This window comes from Haliea atlantica (assembly GCF_054779855.1).
In genome coordinates, this window is record NZ_BAAGXL010000014.1 from 75886 (window position 1) to 89786 (window position 13901).

Sequence of the window (13901 nt, forward strand, 5' to 3'; positions counted from 1 at the left end):
ATGGCAGTTCTGACAAGTAAGCCCACCTCGCCCGGACGCCGCCATGTTGTGCGCGTGGTCAGCGAGGACCTGCACAAGGGTGCTCCCTACCGGCCCCTGCTCGAGAAGCAGAGCCGTTCCGGCGGTCGTAACAACAACGGCCGGATCACCACGCGTCACGTTGGCGGTGGTCACAAGCAGCACTACCGGCTGGTGGATTTCAAGCGCAACAAGGACGGCATCCCGGCGAAGGTCGAGCGTATTGAGTACGACCCCAACCGCACCGCCCACATCGCGCTGCTGCTGTTCGCTGACGGCGAGCGTCGCTACATCATTGCGCCCCGTGGCGTGAAGGCGGGCGATATGCTGCAGTCCGGCCCCGCAGCACCGATCAAGACCGGTAACTGCCTGCCGCTGCGCAACATTCCCGTGGGTTCGGTGATCCACGCGATTGAGCTGAAGCCCGGCAAGGGTGCGCAGATCGCCCGTTCCGCGGGTGCCTCGGTGCAGCTGGTTGCTCGCGAAGGTCAGTATGCAACCCTGCGTCTGCGCTCCGGTGAGATGCGTCGCGTGTTGTCCGATTGCCGGGCAACCATTGGCGAAGTGTCCAACACCGAGCACAGCCTGCGCAAGCTCGGCAAGGCCGGCGCCGCCCGTTGGCGTGGTGTACGTCCCACCGTGCGCGGTGTGGCCATGAACCCGGTTGACCACCCGCATGGTGGTGGTGAGGGTCGGACCTCTGGTGGTCGCCACCCGGTCAGCCCCTGGGGTACGCCGACCAAGGGTTACAAGACCCGTTCGAACAAGCGTACCGACAAGTTGATCGTGCGCCGTCGTGGCAAGAAGTAAGCCCGGTCGATAGAGACGAGAGATTAGAGGAAGACATTGTGCCGCGTTCACTGAAGAAAGGTCCCTTTATCGACCTTCACCTGATGAAGAAAGTAGAGGCCGCCATCGAGAGCAACGACCGTCGTCCGATCAAGACCTGGTCGCGCCGCTCGATGATCGCGCCGGATATGGTCGGGCTGACGATCGCCATCCACAATGGCCGCCAGCATGTGCCGGTCCTGATCAACGAAGACATGGTCGGTCACAAGCTGGGTGAATTTGCGGTAACCCGCACGTTCAAGGGCCACATCGTGGACAAGAAGGCGAAGCGCTAAGCGCGGGGCCACAGCGAGGGTTATTGAGATGGAAGTTGCAGCAAGACTGAAAGGTGCCCGGATTTCCGCGCAGAAGGCTCGGCTGGTAGCCGACCAGGTGCGCGGGAAGGCTGTGGGCGAGGCGCTGAGCCTGCTGGAGTTCAGCCCCAAGAAGGCGGCTCACATTGTCAAGAAAGTACTGGATTCGGCAATTGCCAATGCTGAGAACAACGAAGGTGCTGACGTTGATGAGCTCAAGGTCTCCAGCATCTTTGTCGACGAAGGTATGACCATGAAGCGTCTTCGCCCGCGGGCGAAAGGTCGCGCGGATCGCATTTTCAAGCGTTCCTGTCATATCACGGTAAAAGTTGCAGACGGCCAAGGCCAAGGTTAGGAGAAGACCACATGGGTCAGAAAGTACATCCGGTCGGCATCCGGTTGGGTATCGTCAGGGACCACAACTCGATCTGGTATGCGGACAGCAAGAACTACGCGAAGACACTGATCACTGATCTCGAGGTGCGCAAGTTCATCGAGAAGAAGCTGGAGAACGCCTCCGTCAGTCGCGTCGTTATCGAGCGTCCGGCCCAGACTGCCCGCATCACCATTCACACTGCCCGTCCCGGGATTGTGATTGGCAAGAAGGGCGAGGATGTGGATGCGCTGCGCAAGACCCTGGCCGACATGATGGGTGTACCTGTGCACATCAACATCGAGGAAATCCGCAAGCCGGATCTCGATGCCAGACTGGTTGCACAGAACGTGGCCCAGCAGCTGGAGCGTCGTGTGATGTTCCGCCGCGCCATGAAGCGCGTGGTACAGAACGCCATGCGTCAGGGCGCCGAAGGTATCAAGGTTCAGGTGGGTGGCCGTCTGGGTGGCGCGGAGATTGCGCGCACCGAGTGGTACCGCGAAGGCCGTGTGCCCCTGCACACCCTGCGCGCGGATATCGATTACGCGACCTACGAGGCCTCCACGACCTACGGCATCATTGGCGTAAAGGTATGGATTTTCAAGGGCGAGGTCATCGGTGGTGAGCACTCGGACACCGCCAGGAAGACCGCAACTAATTAAGGGTTACGCAGATGCTCCAACCAAAGCGTACTAAATTTCGCAAGACAATGAAGGGCCGCAACCGCGGCCTGGCCCATCGCGGAAGCAAGGTGAGCTTCGGCGAGTTTGGTCTCAAGGCTACCGGTCGCGGCCGCATCACGGCGCGCCAGATCGAGGCCGCGCGTCGTGCGATGACCCGCCATATCAAGCGGGGTGGCAAGATCTGGATTCGTGTCTTCCCGGACAAGCCGATTACCGGCAAGCCCCTGGAAGTCCGTCAGGGTAAAGGTAAGGGTAACGTCGAGTACTGGGTGGCACAGATCCAGCCCGGGAAGGTGCTGTACGAAGTGCAGGGCGTTTCCGAGGAACTGGCGCGGGAGGCATTTTCCCTGGCCGCAGCCAAGATTCCGGTAGCGACAACTTTTGTAAAACGGTCGGTGATGTGATGAAAGCCAGCGAATTGCGTGATAAGTCCCCCGAGGACCTGAACAAGCAGCTGCTCTCCCTTCGCGAGGAGCAGTTCAAGCTGCGCATGCAAAAGTCCACTGGTCAGCTGGGTCAGAGCCATCTGTTGCAGCAGAACCAGCGCGACATCGCACGCGTCAAGACTGTGCTGAAAGAAAAGGCAGGTAACTGAGTATGTCAGGTGCAGAGAAGCGCGTCCGCGTAGCCACGGGCAAGGTCGTCAGCAACAAGATGGACAAGACCATCACGGTTCTGATCGAGCGTCGGGTCAAGCACCCTGTGTACGGCAAGTACATTACCCGCTCGTCCAAGATCCATGCCCACGACGAGAGCAACCAGTGCAACATCGGTGACACTGTCAAAGTGACGGAGTCCCGGCCGCTGTCCAGGACCAAGACCTGGAAACTGCTCGAAGTCGTGGAAAGTGCCACCCAGGTATAAGCGCAGCATCGTTGCGGCACAGGCCGCAGTTTGGAGTAAGAGATGATTCAGACAGAGTCGTATTTGGAAGTCGCTGACAACAGCGGTGCCCGTCGCGTGATGTGTATCAAGGTCCTGGGTGGCTCCAAGCGTCGTTACGCACGCGTGGGCGACCTGATCAAGGTGACCGTGAAGGAAGCCATTCCGCGGGGCAAGGTCAAGAAAGGTCAGGTCATGACCGCCGTGGTCGTGCGCACTCGCAAGGGTGTTCGCCGTCCCGATGGCTCCCTGATCAAGTTTGACGATAACGCCGCTGTTCTGCTGAACAACCAGCAGGCGCCCATCGGCACCCGTATTTTCGGGCCGGTGACCCGCGAGCTGCGCGGTGAGAAGTTCATGAAGATTATTTCTCTGGCCCCCGAAGTGATCTGAGCGGCCGAGAGGGAGAGGACAGCAAATGTTGAAGATCAAGCGCGATGACGAAGTGATTATCCTGGCCGGCAAGGACAAGGGTAAGCGCGGCAAGGTTCGCAAGGTGCTGCCTGACAATCGCTTGATTGTCGCCGGCATTAATATGGTTAAGAAGCACACCCGGCCCAACCCGCAAATGGGGGTTGCCGGCGGTATCGTGGAGCGCGAAGCACCGATCCAGGTGTCCAACGTCGCGATCTTCAACCCTGCTACCAGCAAGGCCGACCGGGTTGGTTTCAAGGTGGAAGGGGATACCAAGGTGCGTATCTTCAAATCCAGTGGCGAGGCAATCGACGCCTGAGTCGGGTTGAAAGGTAGAAGACATGGCAACGTTGAAAGACAGGTACAAGACCGAGATCGCTCCTCGCCTGAAGGAAGAGCTGGGTCTGAGCAATGTGATGGAAGTTCCCCGCATCACCAAGATCACCCTGAACATGGGTGTCGGTGAGGCTGTGGGCGACAAGAAAGTGCTCGACAATGCGGTGGCGGAAATGACCCGCATCGCCGGTCAGAAGCCGGTGGTCACGGTTGCCCGCAAATCCATCGCCGGCTTCAAGATTCGCGATGGCTGGCCGATTGGCTGCAAGGTGACCCTGCGTTCCGATCGCATGTACGAGTTCCTGGATCGCCTGATCAGCATCGCGATCCCCCGTATTCGCGACTTCCGCGGCATCAGCCCGAAGTCCTTTGACGGGCGCGGCAACTTCGCCATGGGTGTGAGTGAGCAGATCATCTTCCCTGAGATCGAATACGACCAGGTGGATGCACTGCGTGGCATGGACATCACCATCACAACCACGGCGCGTACGGATGATGAAGGGCGGGCGCTGCTGCGTGCCTTCAACTTCCCCCTGAAAGGTTAAGAGGCTTATTCAATGGCTAAAAAATCGATGATCGCTCGTGAGCAGAAACGTGCTCGCATGGTGGCCAAGTATGCGGCCAAGAGGGCGGAGCTGAAGGCAACTCTGAGCAATCCCAATATCTCCGACGAGGAGAAGTGGGACGCGCAGATGGCGCTGCAGAAATTGCCCCGGGATGCGAGCCCCGTGCGCCGGCAGCGTCGCTGCCAGCTGACCGGGCGTCCTCACGCGGTATATCGGAAGTTTGGCCTGTGCCGCAACAAGCTGCGTGAAGCGGCGATGCGCGGCGATGTACCCGGGCTGGTAAAAGCCAGCTGGTAACGGAGAGATTCGAACATGAGTATGCAAGATCCGCTGTCAGATATGCTGACCCGCATCCGCAATGCCCAGATGGCGGGCAAGGCGTCTGTGGAAATGCCCGGTTCCAAGCTGAAGGCCGCCGTTGCCCAGGTACTGAAGGACGAGGGTTACATCACCGACTTCCAGGCCAGCAACGAAAGTGGCAAGCCGCGCCTGGCGATCGAGCTTAAGTACTACCAGGGCAAGCCGGTTATCGCAGAGATTGATCGTGTCAGCCGTCCCGGTCTGCGCAACTATGCAGGCAAGGAAGAGCTGCCTTCGGTTCGCGGTGGTCTGGGTGTCGCTATCGTCTCCACCTCGCGGGGTGTCATGACCGATCGTGCGGCGCGTGCTGCGAACATCGGCGGCGAAGTGCTCTGCACTGTATTCTGATTTTTGAGTTAAAGAGCATTCAACATGTCTAGAGTCGCAAAGAATCCGGTAGCGCTCCCCAAAGGGGTGGAAGTGACAGTGAACGGTCGCGACCTCACCGTGAAGGGTGGCAAGGGCAGCCTCGCGCTGACCCTGGCCGAAGGCGTTCAGGTGAACCAGGAAGACAATCAGCTGCGTGTTGCCTATGACGACGACAAGGTCAAGGCAATCGCCGGCACGACCCGCGCACTGCTGAACAACATGGTAGTCGGCGTCAGCCAGGGCTGGGAGCGTCGCCTGATCCTCAACGGTGTTGGTTATCGTGCCAAGGCCGACGGCAAGTCAGTGAATCTGACCGTGGGCCTGTCCCATGCGGTGGATTTCGCTCTGCCGGAGGGTGTCAGCGCAGAGACTCCCAGCCAGACTGAAGTCGTGCTCAAGGGTATCGACAAGCAGGCCGTGGGTGAGGCGGCGGCGAAGATCCGTGCCGTACGTCCTCCGGAGCCTTACAAGGGCAAGGGTATTCGCTTCGCCGACGAGAACATCCGGCGTAAAGAAGCCAAGAAAAAGTAGGTAGGTTGAGATGAGCGCAAAAAATGAAGCAAGGCTGCGTCGCGCACGTCGCGCCCGCAATCGCATGCGCGAGCAGGGTGTAAACCGCCTGGCGGTTCACCGTACGCCGCGGCACATCTACGCCCAGGTCTTCGCGCCGGCGGGTGATCGTGTGCTGGCCAGCGCCTCTACGCTGGACAGCAGCCTGCGCAGTGGCAGCACCGGCAATATCGATGCCGCAGCTGCCGTGGGCAAGCTGGTGGCCGAACGTGCCAAGGCAGCCGGTATCGACAAGGTGGCTTTTGATCGCAGTGGCTACAAGTATCACGGTCGTATCAAGGCGCTTGCGGACGCCGCCCGTGAAAGTGGACTGGAATTCTAGGGTAGGGTTATGGCGTTTAACGATCAGAAGAAGCAGCAACAGGACGGCGATCTGCAGGAAAAGCTGGTGCAGGTCAACCGTGTTGCCAAGGTGGTCAAGGGTGGTCGTATCTTTTCCTTCACCGCCCTGACGGTAGTCGGCGACGGCAACGGGAAAGTCGGCTTCGGTCGCGGCAAGGCCCGTGAGGTTCCGGTCGCTATCCAGAAAGCCATGGAAGCCGCCCGTCGCAACATGATCCAGGTGGACCTGAAGGGCAGCACGCTGCAGTACCCGGTCAAGGCCAGTCATGGCGCCTCCAAGGTGTACATGCAGCCGGCCTCCGAGGGTACCGGAGTTATTGCCGGCGGTGCGATGCGTGCGGTGCTGGAAATTGCCGGTGTTCACGACGTACTGGCCAAGTGCTACGGCTCCACCAATCCCGTGAACGTGGTCCGTGCTACCTTCAACGGTCTGCGCGACATGGCGGCGCCGGATGATGTTGCCGCCAAGCGTGGCAAGACCGTGGAAGAAATTCTGAACTGACAGGCGGGATGTGCGAGAGATGGCGAAGTCAATGATCAAGGTTACCCAGGTGAAAAGCACCTGCGGTCGCCAGAAAAAGCACCAGGCCTGCGTTGCGGGTCTGGGTCTGCGCCGCATCGGCCACACGGTCGAGGTGGAGGATACGCCCTCCGTGCGCGGAATGATCAACAAAGTTAACTACCTGGTCAGGGTCGAGGAGTAAACCATGTCAGATGTAATGCGACTGAATACCCTTAGTCCGGCTCCGGGTGCACGCAAGGACAACAAGCGTGTCGGTCGCGGTATCGGCAGCGGCCTGGGCAAGACGGCCGGTCGTGGCCACAAGGGTCAGAAATCCCGTTCCGGCGGCAAGGTGCGCCCCGGTTTCGAGGGTGGCCAGATGCCGCTGCAAAAGCGTCTGCCCAAGTACGGCTTCACCTCGCGTGTATCCCGTACCACGGCGCAGGTTCGCCTCGGTGAACTGAATGCCGTGCAGGGTGACGTGGTGGATCTCGAGACGCTCAAGGCTGCGGATGTGCTGCGTGGCAATGTCGAGCGTGCTCGCGTATTCCTGTCCGGTGAAGTCAATCGCGCATTGACGGTCAAGGGGCTGGCGGTCACCAAGGGTGCCCGGGAAGCGATCGAGAAGGCCGGCGGCAAGGTCGAAGCATAATGGCCAAGGGTCAGCTGCCGAACGTCAGCAAGGCGGGCATGGGCGAGCTGTTTGCTCGCCTTCGTTTTGTCCTGGTGGCGATTATCGTCTACCGCATCGGGACGCATATCCCGGTGCCGGGCATTGACCCCGCGCAGTTGGCCGCGCTGTTCAATCAGAACCAGGGCACCATCCTGGGGCTGGCCAACATGTTCTCCGGTGGTGCACTGGAGCGCATGAGTATTCTGGCACTGGGTATCATGCCTTACATCTCCGCATCGATCATCATGCAGTTGATGTCCGCGGTGACGCCACAGCTGGAACAGCTCAAGAAGGAAGGCGAGTCCGGTCGTCGCAAGATCAGTCAGTACACCCGTTATCTGACGGTGGTACTGGCGATCGTTCAGGCGACCGGGATGACAGTGGGCATGGCCAATCAGGGTATGTCCTACGATGCATCCATCGTGTTCTACGTGATCGCGATCACCTCGCTGGTGACCGGTGCCGTGTTCATGATGTGGCTCGGCGAGCAGATCACCGAGAAGGGTGTCGGCAACGGTATTTCGCTGCTGATCTTCGCGGGTATCGTGGCCGGTCTTCCGGCGGCGATTGGCCAGTCTCTGGAGCAGGCGCGGCAGGGTGAGCTGAATATCCTGGTGCTGCTGTTCATCCTGGCCCTGGCAATAGCCGTGATCTACATGATCGTGTTCATCGAGCGCGGTCAGCGCCGGATCACGGTCAACTATGCAAAGCGGCAGCAGGGGCGCCGCATGATGCAGGCCCAGAGCTCGCATCTGCCCCTGAAGGTGAACATGGCGGGGGTGATCCCGGCCATTTTCGCCAGCAGCATCCTGCTGTTCCCCGCGTCGATCGCCCAGTGGTTCGGCTCGAGTGGCTCCGCGGACTGGCTGCAGGATCTGGCGCTGGCCATTGGCCCGGGCCAGCCACTGAACATACTGCTGTTCACGGCGTTTATCGTGTTCTTCTGCTTCTTCTATACGGCGTTGATGTTCAACCCCCAGGAAGTGGCGGAAAACCTCAAGCGGTCCGGTGCCTTCGTGCCCGGTATTCGCCCGGGGCAGCAGACGGCGAATTACATTGATGGTGTGCTGACGCGCTTGACGGTTTTCGGCTCTGCCTACATCGCTCTTGTGTGCCTCATGCCGCAGTTCCTCGTCGTGATGTGGAATGTACCGTTTTACCTTGGCGGTACTTCATTGCTGATCGTGGTGGTCGTGGTCATGGACTTCATGGCCCAGGTGCAGAGCCACCTGATGTCGCACCAGTACGATTCGGTGATGAAAAAGGCCAAGCTGAACAACTATGGAGCCTCCGGCCGCTGACGGGTCCGGACTTTTGGAGACAGAGCAATGAAAGTACGTGCATCGGTCAAGAAAATCTGCAGGAACTGCAAGATTGTCCGTCGCAACAACGTTGTCCGGGTGATCTGCGCCACAGACCCGCGCCACAAGCAGCGTCAGGGCTGAGGCCTGCTGTTGATTTTTGGTTAACATGCCGCTAGAATGCTGCGCCTTTCGCGCCGCACCCCGAGCATTTGCTTTCGGGGTCCGGACGCAGTCTGTCGCAGCAGCTCTGGCTGCGCACTGAGTATTTGGAGAGAGTTGGATGGCTCGTATTGCCGGCGTCAACATACCTGATAACAAGCATGCTGTTATCTCCCTGACCTATATCTACGGTATCGGTCGGTCCCAGGCCAAGCGCCTCTGCGCCGATTCGGGTATCGCCGAGAATGCCAAGATCGGTGAGCTCAGCGAAGAGCAGATCGACGTGCTGCGTAACAAGGTCGGCGAAATTACGGTCGAAGGCGACCTGCGGCGTGAGGTGTCCATGAACATCAAGCGTCTCATGGACCTCGGCTGCAACCGCGGTCTGCGTCACCGTCGCGGTCTGCCTCTGCGCGGTCAGCGCACGAAGACCAATGCCCGTACCCGCAAGGGGCCGCGCAAGCCGATTCGCAAGTAAGGCGCTCGCGCACGCGAATCCTTTTTAGTGTAGCTGCACCGCAGTGCAGTGTTGATATTAAAGCAGGAACAAGATTATGGCCAAGCCAGGTGCCAAGAGCACTCGCAAGAAGATCACCAAGACCGTAGTGGACGGCATCGCGCACATCCACGCGTCTTTCAACAACACCATCGTGACCATTACCGACCGCCAGGGTAACACCCTGAGCTGGGCGACCTCGGGTGGCTCCGGGTTCCGCGGCTCCCGCAAGAGCACGCCCTTTGCCGCCCAGGTGGCAGCAGAGCGCGCCGGCGAAGCAGCCAAGGAATACGGTTTGAAGAACCTCGACGTGCAGGTCAAGGGCCCCGGCCCGGGTCGTGAGTCCGCGGTTCGTGCGCTGAATGCCTGTGGGTACAAGGTCAGCAACATCACCGACGTGACGCCGATCCCACACAATGGCTGTCGTCCGCCCAAGAAACGTCGCGTTTAAGGCATACAGGAAGAACTGACATGGCTCGATACATTGGACCCAAGTGCAAGCTCTCACGTCGCGAGGGCACCGACCTGATGCTCAAGAGCGGCGTGCGTGCCCTGGAAAGCAAATGCAAGCCGGAAGCGGCTCCCGGTCAGCACGGCGCGCGCCGTGGCCGTCTGTCCGACTACGGTGTGCAGCTGCGTGAGAAGCAGAAGGTTCGCCGCATCTATGGCGTGCTGGAAAAGCAGTTCCGCAACTACTACAAGGAAGCTGCACGGCTCAAGGGCGCAACGGGTGAAAACCTGCTGCAGCTGCTGGAAAGCCGTCTCGATAACGTGGTTTATCGCATGGGCTTTGGCTCTACCCGTGCCGAAGCGCGCCAGCTGGTAAGTCACAAGTGCATCACGGTTAACGGCGCGGTTGTCAACATCGCTTCCTACCAGGTGAAGGCTGGTGATGTCGTGGCCGTTCGTGAAAAAGCCAAGAAGCAGCTGCGGGTTCAATCTGCGGTGGCGTTGGCAGCCCAGCGCGGCGAACCCGAGTGGATCGAGGTCAACGCCGACAAGCTGGAAGGGGTGTTCAAGGCTGCGCCGGAGCGCCAGGAGTTGTCTTCCGAGATCAATGAAAACCTGATCGTGGAACTGTACTCCAAGTAATACGCCACTCATCAAACAGGTGCCAGAATGCAGACTGCAGTTAACGAGTTTCTCACGCCCCGCGTGATCAACGTTGAAGAGAAGACCAGCACTCGCGCACAGGTGACCCTCGAGCCACTGGAGCGGGGCTTCGGTCATACCCTGGGCAATGCGCTGCGTCGTATCCTGCTGTCATCCATGCCCGGCTGTGCCATTACCGAAGTCGAGATCGATGGTGTACTGCACGAGTACAGTGCCATTGAGGGTGTGCAGGAAGACGTTATCGAGATCCTGCTCAACCTGAAGGGTGTTGCCCTGGTCATGAATGGCAAGGACGAGGCGGAGCTGACCCTGCACAAGAAGGGCCCCGGCGTCGTCACGGCCGGCGATATTCAGGTCGATCACGATATCGAAGTGCGCAACCCCGACCATGTCATCTGCCACATCAATGGCAGCAAGGACGTGAGCATGCGGATGACGGTCAGCCGCGGTCGTGGCTATTCTCCGGCCGACAGCCGTCAGACGCCGGAAGATGAAACTCGCGCTATCGGCCGCCTGCACCTGGATGCCAGCTTCTCCCCGGTAAGTCGGGTGGCCTACGTGGTTGAAGCGGCACGTGTTGAGCAACGTACCGACCTGGACAAACTGGTTCTGGATCTGGAAACCAACGGTACCATTGATCCGGAAGAGGCGATCCGTCGTGCAGCGACGATCCTTCAGCAACAGCTGGCGGTCTTCGTGGACCTCGAGTCCGAGTCCGAGTCCGAGTCCGTGGTCGAGGAAGATGAAGTCGATCCGATCCTGTTGCGCCCGGTCGATGACCTGGAGCTCACGGTTCGTTCCGCCAACTGCCTCAAGGCGGAAAATATCTACTACATCGGTGATCTCGTCCAGCGCACCGAGGTCGAGCTGCTCAAAACGCCCAACCTGGGCAAGAAGTCGCTCACCGAAATCAAGGACGTACTGGCCTCCCGCGGTCTGTCTCTGGGCATGCGCCTGGACAACTGGCCGCCCGCCAGTCTCAAGAACGACGAACGCGTGCTCAGCATCTGAGTCGCGAAGTTAACAGAATGGCAGTGCTGAGATAGCACAGAATACAGGATTGAGACCATGCGTCATCGTCACAGTGGACGTCAGTTAAACCGAAACTCTTCGCACCGCAAGGCCATGTTCCGCAACATGACCGTGTCACTGGTGCAGCACGAGCTGATCAAGACCACCCTGCCCAAGGCAAAGGAGCTGCGCAGCTACGCTGAGCCTCTGATTACCCTGGCCAAGCAGGACAGCGTCGCCAATCGCCGTCTGGCTTTCGATCGCACCCGCGACAAGGCAGCAGTTGGCAAGCTGTTCACCGAGCTGGGCCCGCGCTACCAGGATCGTCCGGGTGGTTACATCCGTATCCTGAAGTGTGGCTTTCGCGCCGGTGACAATGCGCCGATGGCGTGGGTTGAGCTGGTGGATCGTCCCCTCGAGGATGAAGATTCCAGCTCTTCCAGCAGCGAAAGTTCCAGCGACGAGGATTGAGTCGCGCCCTGGCCCTGTGCCAGGGGTTCACAAAAAAGCCGGGCATGTCCCGGCTTTTTTGTTGCTGCGTTCCGAGGCCGGGCCGAGGCCAGGCGGTGACGTGCAGTGACGGGCGGCGAACAGGCGCCGCCCTGGGGTTTGCCTCAGCCCTTGCGGTGGGCGCAGTTTTCCACCAGGTGATCGACAACGCCGGGGTCCGCCAGCGTCGTGGTGTCGCCCAGGTGGTCGAAGTCATTTTCGGCGATTTTGCGCAGAATTCGCCGCATGATTTTGCCGGAGCGGGTCTTTGGCAGGCCCGGGGCCCACTGGATAATATCCGGCTTGGCGATGGGGCCGATTTCCTCTACGCACAGCTGGATGAGTTCCTTTTCCAGCGCTGCTGACGGTTCCACACCACTCATCGGTGTCACGAAGCAGTAGATTCCCTGGCCCTTGATGTCGTGGGGGAAGCCCACCACGGCGGCTTCCGCGATATCATCGTGCAGGACCAGCGCGCTTTCCACCTCGGCGGTGCCCATGCGGTGCCCGGAAACATTAAGCACGTCATCGACGCGGCCGGTGATGCGGTAGTAGCCATCCTCGTCGCGGGTGGCACCGTCGCCGGTGAAATAGTAGCCCGGATAATGGCTGAAGTAAGTGTCGACCAGGCGCTGGTGGTCGCCGTAAATGGTGCGGATCTGGCTGGGCCAGGAGGCCTTGATGGCCAGGTAGCCGGAGCCGGGGCCTTCCACTTCGCTGCCATCCTCGTTGAGCAGGGCCAGCTGCACGCCGAAGAAGGGTTTGCTTGCTGCGCCGGGCTTGAGGTCGTGGGCGCCTGGCAGCGGGGTGATCATGTGGGCACCGGTCTCTGTTTGCCACCAGGTGTCCACAATCGGGCAGCGGGAGTCGCCGACAACGCGGTAGTACCACTCCCAGGCTTCCGGGTTGATCGGTTCGCCGACCGAGCCCAGCAGACGCAGCGAGCTGCGCGAGCTGCGCTTGACCGGCGCGTCACCGACGGCATGCAGGGAGCGGATGGCGGTGGGGGCGGTGTAGAAGCTGTTGACCTGGTGCTTGTCCACCACTTCCCAGCAGCGGCCGGCGTCGGGCCAGGTGGGCACACCCTCGAACATCAGCGAGGTGGCGCCATTGCAGAGCGGGCCGTAGACGATGTAGCTGTGGCCAGTTACCCAGCCGACGTCGGCGGTGCACCAGAAGACCTCGCCCTCGCGGTAATCAAAGGTATAGAGGAAGGTCATGGCAGTCTGCAGAAGGTAGCCCCCGGTGGTATGCAGCACACCCTTGGGCTTGCCGGTGGAACCGGAGGTGTAGAGGATGAACAGGGGGTCCTCGGCGTCCATGGCCGCCGCCGGACTGTCGGCGGAGACCTGCGCCGTTGCCTCGTGATACCAGATGTCGCGGCCTTCCTGCCAGTCGATCTGGCCCCCGGTGCGTCGCACCACGATGCTGGTATGCACGCCGGGGCAGCTCTCCAGAGCGCTGTCGACATTGGCTTTGAGGGGGATGGTCTTGCCACCGCGGAGCCCTTCGTCTGCCGTGATCACGGTCTGGCAGTCGGCATCCAGGATGCGGTCGCTGATGGAAGTCGGCGAGAAGCCACCGAAGACCACCGAGTGAATGGCGCCGATACGGGCGCAGGCGAGCATCGCTACCGCGGCTTCCGGAATCATCGGCAGGTAGATGCAAACGCGATCGCCCTTGCCCACGCCGCGTTCGCGCAGCACGTTGGCCAGGCGGCACACGCGCTCGTGCAGGTCGGCGTAGGTGATGTGCTGGGCGGCCTCCGCGGGGTCGTCGGGTTCCCAAATCAGCGCGGTCTGTTCGCCGCGGGTGGCCAGGTGGCGATCGAGGCAGTTGCTGCTGGCGTTCAGCTGGCCGCCGGTGAACCAGCTCGCTTCGCCGCGGTGGAAGTCGTAGTCGACCACGCGCTTCCAGGGCGCATCCCAGTGCAGGAATTCCCTTGCCATGTCGCCCCAGAAACCCTCGGGGTCCTCCACCGACCGTTGATACATCTCCCGGTAGCGCTGCGCGTTGATGTGTGCGTCGGCGAAATTATCCGGAACCGGGTGGATGGGGAAGAGGTGGGTCATGCCGGAACTCCCTGTTAATTTTAGCTG

The 13901-nt window shown here is 60.5% G+C and carries 25 protein-coding genes; 24 read left to right on the forward strand and 1 reads right to left on the reverse strand.

The genetic code is table 11. The features are described from left to right. From rplB to rplQ, 24 genes are all read left to right on the forward strand, one after another. Nucleotides 1–828, forward strand: coding sequence for a large ribosomal subunit protein uL2 (gene rplB, locus ACYVGS_RS10270; RefSeq protein WP_460588590.1), 828 nt, complete (start codon nucleotides 1–3; stop codon nucleotides 826–828). A gap of 38 nt (nucleotides 829–866) precedes the next feature. Next, on the forward strand, nucleotides 867–1142 hold the full coding sequence (gene rpsS / locus ACYVGS_RS10275) for a 30S ribosomal protein S19 (RefSeq protein WP_460588591.1): 276 nt from the start codon (nucleotides 867–869) through the stop codon (nucleotides 1140–1142). A 28-nt stretch (nucleotides 1143–1170) separates the two neighbouring features. Further along, complete coding sequence (rplV, locus tag ACYVGS_RS10280; RefSeq protein WP_460588592.1) at nucleotides 1171–1515, forward strand: large ribosomal subunit protein uL22; 345 nt, start codon at nucleotides 1171–1173, stop codon at nucleotides 1513–1515. Nucleotides 1516–1526: 11 nt separating this feature from the next. Further along, nucleotides 1527–2195 (forward strand): small ribosomal subunit protein uS3, encoded by a 669-nt coding sequence (rpsC, locus tag ACYVGS_RS10285; protein ID WP_460588593.1) that lies wholly within the window; start codon nucleotides 1527–1529, stop codon nucleotides 2193–2195. An 11-nt stretch (nucleotides 2196–2206) separates the two neighbouring features. Next, nucleotides 2207–2620 (forward strand): large ribosomal subunit protein uL16, encoded by a 414-nt coding sequence (rplP, locus tag ACYVGS_RS10290; RefSeq protein ID WP_460588594.1) that lies wholly within the window; start codon nucleotides 2207–2209, stop codon nucleotides 2618–2620. Then, nucleotides 2620–2811 carry a large ribosomal subunit protein uL29 gene (gene rpmC / locus ACYVGS_RS10295; RefSeq protein ID WP_460588595.1) on the forward strand — a complete coding sequence of 64 codons (192 nt, stop codon included), beginning with the start codon at nucleotides 2620–2622 and terminating at the stop codon, nucleotides 2809–2811. The genes rplP and rpmC overlap by 1 nt, the downstream gene beginning before the upstream one ends. A gap of 2 nt (nucleotides 2812–2813) precedes the next feature. Further along, complete coding sequence (gene rpsQ / locus ACYVGS_RS10300; protein WP_460588596.1) at nucleotides 2814–3080, forward strand: small ribosomal subunit protein uS17; 267 nt, start codon at nucleotides 2814–2816, stop codon at nucleotides 3078–3080. Between the two features lie 42 nt (nucleotides 3081–3122). Then, entirely contained in the window at nucleotides 3123–3491 is a 369-nt protein-coding gene (rplN, locus tag ACYVGS_RS10305; RefSeq protein ID WP_027950932.1) for a 50S ribosomal protein L14, read from the forward strand. Nucleotides 3492–3516: 25 nt separating this feature from the next. Beyond that, nucleotides 3517–3831, forward strand: a complete 315-nt coding sequence (gene rplX, locus ACYVGS_RS10310; RefSeq protein WP_460588597.1) for a 50S ribosomal protein L24 — start codon at nucleotides 3517–3519, stop codon at nucleotides 3829–3831. A 22-nt stretch (nucleotides 3832–3853) separates the two neighbouring features. Beyond that, complete coding sequence (gene rplE, locus ACYVGS_RS10315) at nucleotides 3854–4393, forward strand: large ribosomal subunit protein uL5 (protein WP_460588598.1); 540 nt, start codon at nucleotides 3854–3856, stop codon at nucleotides 4391–4393. Nucleotides 4394–4405: 12 nt separating this feature from the next. Beyond that, nucleotides 4406–4711: an uS14 family ribosomal protein gene (gene rpsN / locus ACYVGS_RS10320; protein ID WP_460588599.1), complete on the forward strand. Its 306-nt coding sequence runs from the start codon at nucleotides 4406–4408 to the stop codon at nucleotides 4709–4711. A 15-nt stretch (nucleotides 4712–4726) separates the two neighbouring features. Further along, nucleotides 4727–5122, forward strand: a complete 396-nt coding sequence (gene rpsH, locus ACYVGS_RS10325; RefSeq protein ID WP_460588600.1) for a 30S ribosomal protein S8 — start codon at nucleotides 4727–4729, stop codon at nucleotides 5120–5122. A 24-nt stretch (nucleotides 5123–5146) separates the two neighbouring features. Beyond that, entirely contained in the window at nucleotides 5147–5674 is a 528-nt protein-coding gene (gene rplF, locus ACYVGS_RS10330) for a 50S ribosomal protein L6 (protein WP_460588601.1), read from the forward strand. 10 nt (nucleotides 5675–5684) lie between these two features. Then, nucleotides 5685–6035, forward strand: a complete 351-nt coding sequence (rplR, locus tag ACYVGS_RS10335) for a 50S ribosomal protein L18 (protein ID WP_460588602.1) — start codon at nucleotides 5685–5687, stop codon at nucleotides 6033–6035. A 9-nt stretch (nucleotides 6036–6044) separates the two neighbouring features. After that, on the forward strand, nucleotides 6045–6557 hold the full coding sequence (gene rpsE / locus ACYVGS_RS10340) for a 30S ribosomal protein S5 (protein ID WP_460588603.1): 513 nt from the start codon (nucleotides 6045–6047) through the stop codon (nucleotides 6555–6557). A 19-nt stretch (nucleotides 6558–6576) separates the two neighbouring features. Beyond that, nucleotides 6577–6759, forward strand: coding sequence for a 50S ribosomal protein L30 (gene rpmD, locus ACYVGS_RS10345; protein WP_460588604.1), 183 nt, complete (start codon nucleotides 6577–6579; stop codon nucleotides 6757–6759). Nucleotides 6760–6774: 15 nt separating this feature from the next. Further along, nucleotides 6775–7209 carry a 50S ribosomal protein L15 gene (gene rplO, locus ACYVGS_RS10350; protein ID WP_460588662.1) on the forward strand — a complete coding sequence of 145 codons (435 nt, stop codon included), beginning with the start codon at nucleotides 6775–6777 and terminating at the stop codon, nucleotides 7207–7209. Beyond that, complete coding sequence (gene secY, locus ACYVGS_RS10355) at nucleotides 7209–8531, forward strand: preprotein translocase subunit SecY (RefSeq protein ID WP_460588605.1); 1323 nt, start codon at nucleotides 7209–7211, stop codon at nucleotides 8529–8531. The genes rplO and secY overlap by 1 nt, the downstream gene beginning before the upstream one ends. A 27-nt stretch (nucleotides 8532–8558) precedes the next feature. Continuing rightward, nucleotides 8559–8675 (forward strand): 50S ribosomal protein L36, encoded by a 117-nt coding sequence (rpmJ, locus tag ACYVGS_RS10360; protein WP_460588606.1) that lies wholly within the window; start codon nucleotides 8559–8561, stop codon nucleotides 8673–8675. A 139-nt stretch (nucleotides 8676–8814) separates the two neighbouring features. Beyond that, nucleotides 8815–9171 carry a 30S ribosomal protein S13 gene (gene rpsM / locus ACYVGS_RS10365; RefSeq protein WP_460588607.1) on the forward strand — a complete coding sequence of 119 codons (357 nt, stop codon included), beginning with the start codon at nucleotides 8815–8817 and terminating at the stop codon, nucleotides 9169–9171. Nucleotides 9172–9247: 76 nt separating this feature from the next. Continuing rightward, on the forward strand, nucleotides 9248–9640 hold the full coding sequence (gene rpsK / locus ACYVGS_RS10370) for a small ribosomal subunit protein uS11 (RefSeq protein WP_460588608.1): 393 nt from the start codon (nucleotides 9248–9250) through the stop codon (nucleotides 9638–9640). Nucleotides 9641–9660: 20 nt separating this feature from the next. Continuing rightward, nucleotides 9661–10281 (forward strand): 30S ribosomal protein S4, encoded by a 621-nt coding sequence (rpsD, locus tag ACYVGS_RS10375; protein ID WP_460588609.1) that lies wholly within the window; start codon nucleotides 9661–9663, stop codon nucleotides 10279–10281. Between the two features lie 27 nt (nucleotides 10282–10308). Next, nucleotides 10309–11313, forward strand: coding sequence for a DNA-directed RNA polymerase subunit alpha (locus ACYVGS_RS10380; protein ID WP_460588610.1), 1005 nt, complete (start codon nucleotides 10309–10311; stop codon nucleotides 11311–11313). A gap of 57 nt (nucleotides 11314–11370) precedes the next feature. Beyond that, a complete protein-coding gene (rplQ, locus tag ACYVGS_RS10385) occupies nucleotides 11371–11784 on the forward strand; it encodes a bL17 family ribosomal protein (RefSeq protein WP_460588611.1) in 414 nt (137 codons plus the stop codon). Nucleotides 11785–11927: 143 nt separating this feature from the next. Here rplQ and acs read toward each other — a convergent pair whose 3' ends face one another. Next, nucleotides 11928–13874, reverse strand: a complete 1947-nt coding sequence (gene acs, locus ACYVGS_RS10390; protein ID WP_460588612.1) for an acetate--CoA ligase — start codon at nucleotides 13872–13874, stop codon at nucleotides 11928–11930. Nucleotides 13875–13901: the final 27 nt, after the last annotated feature.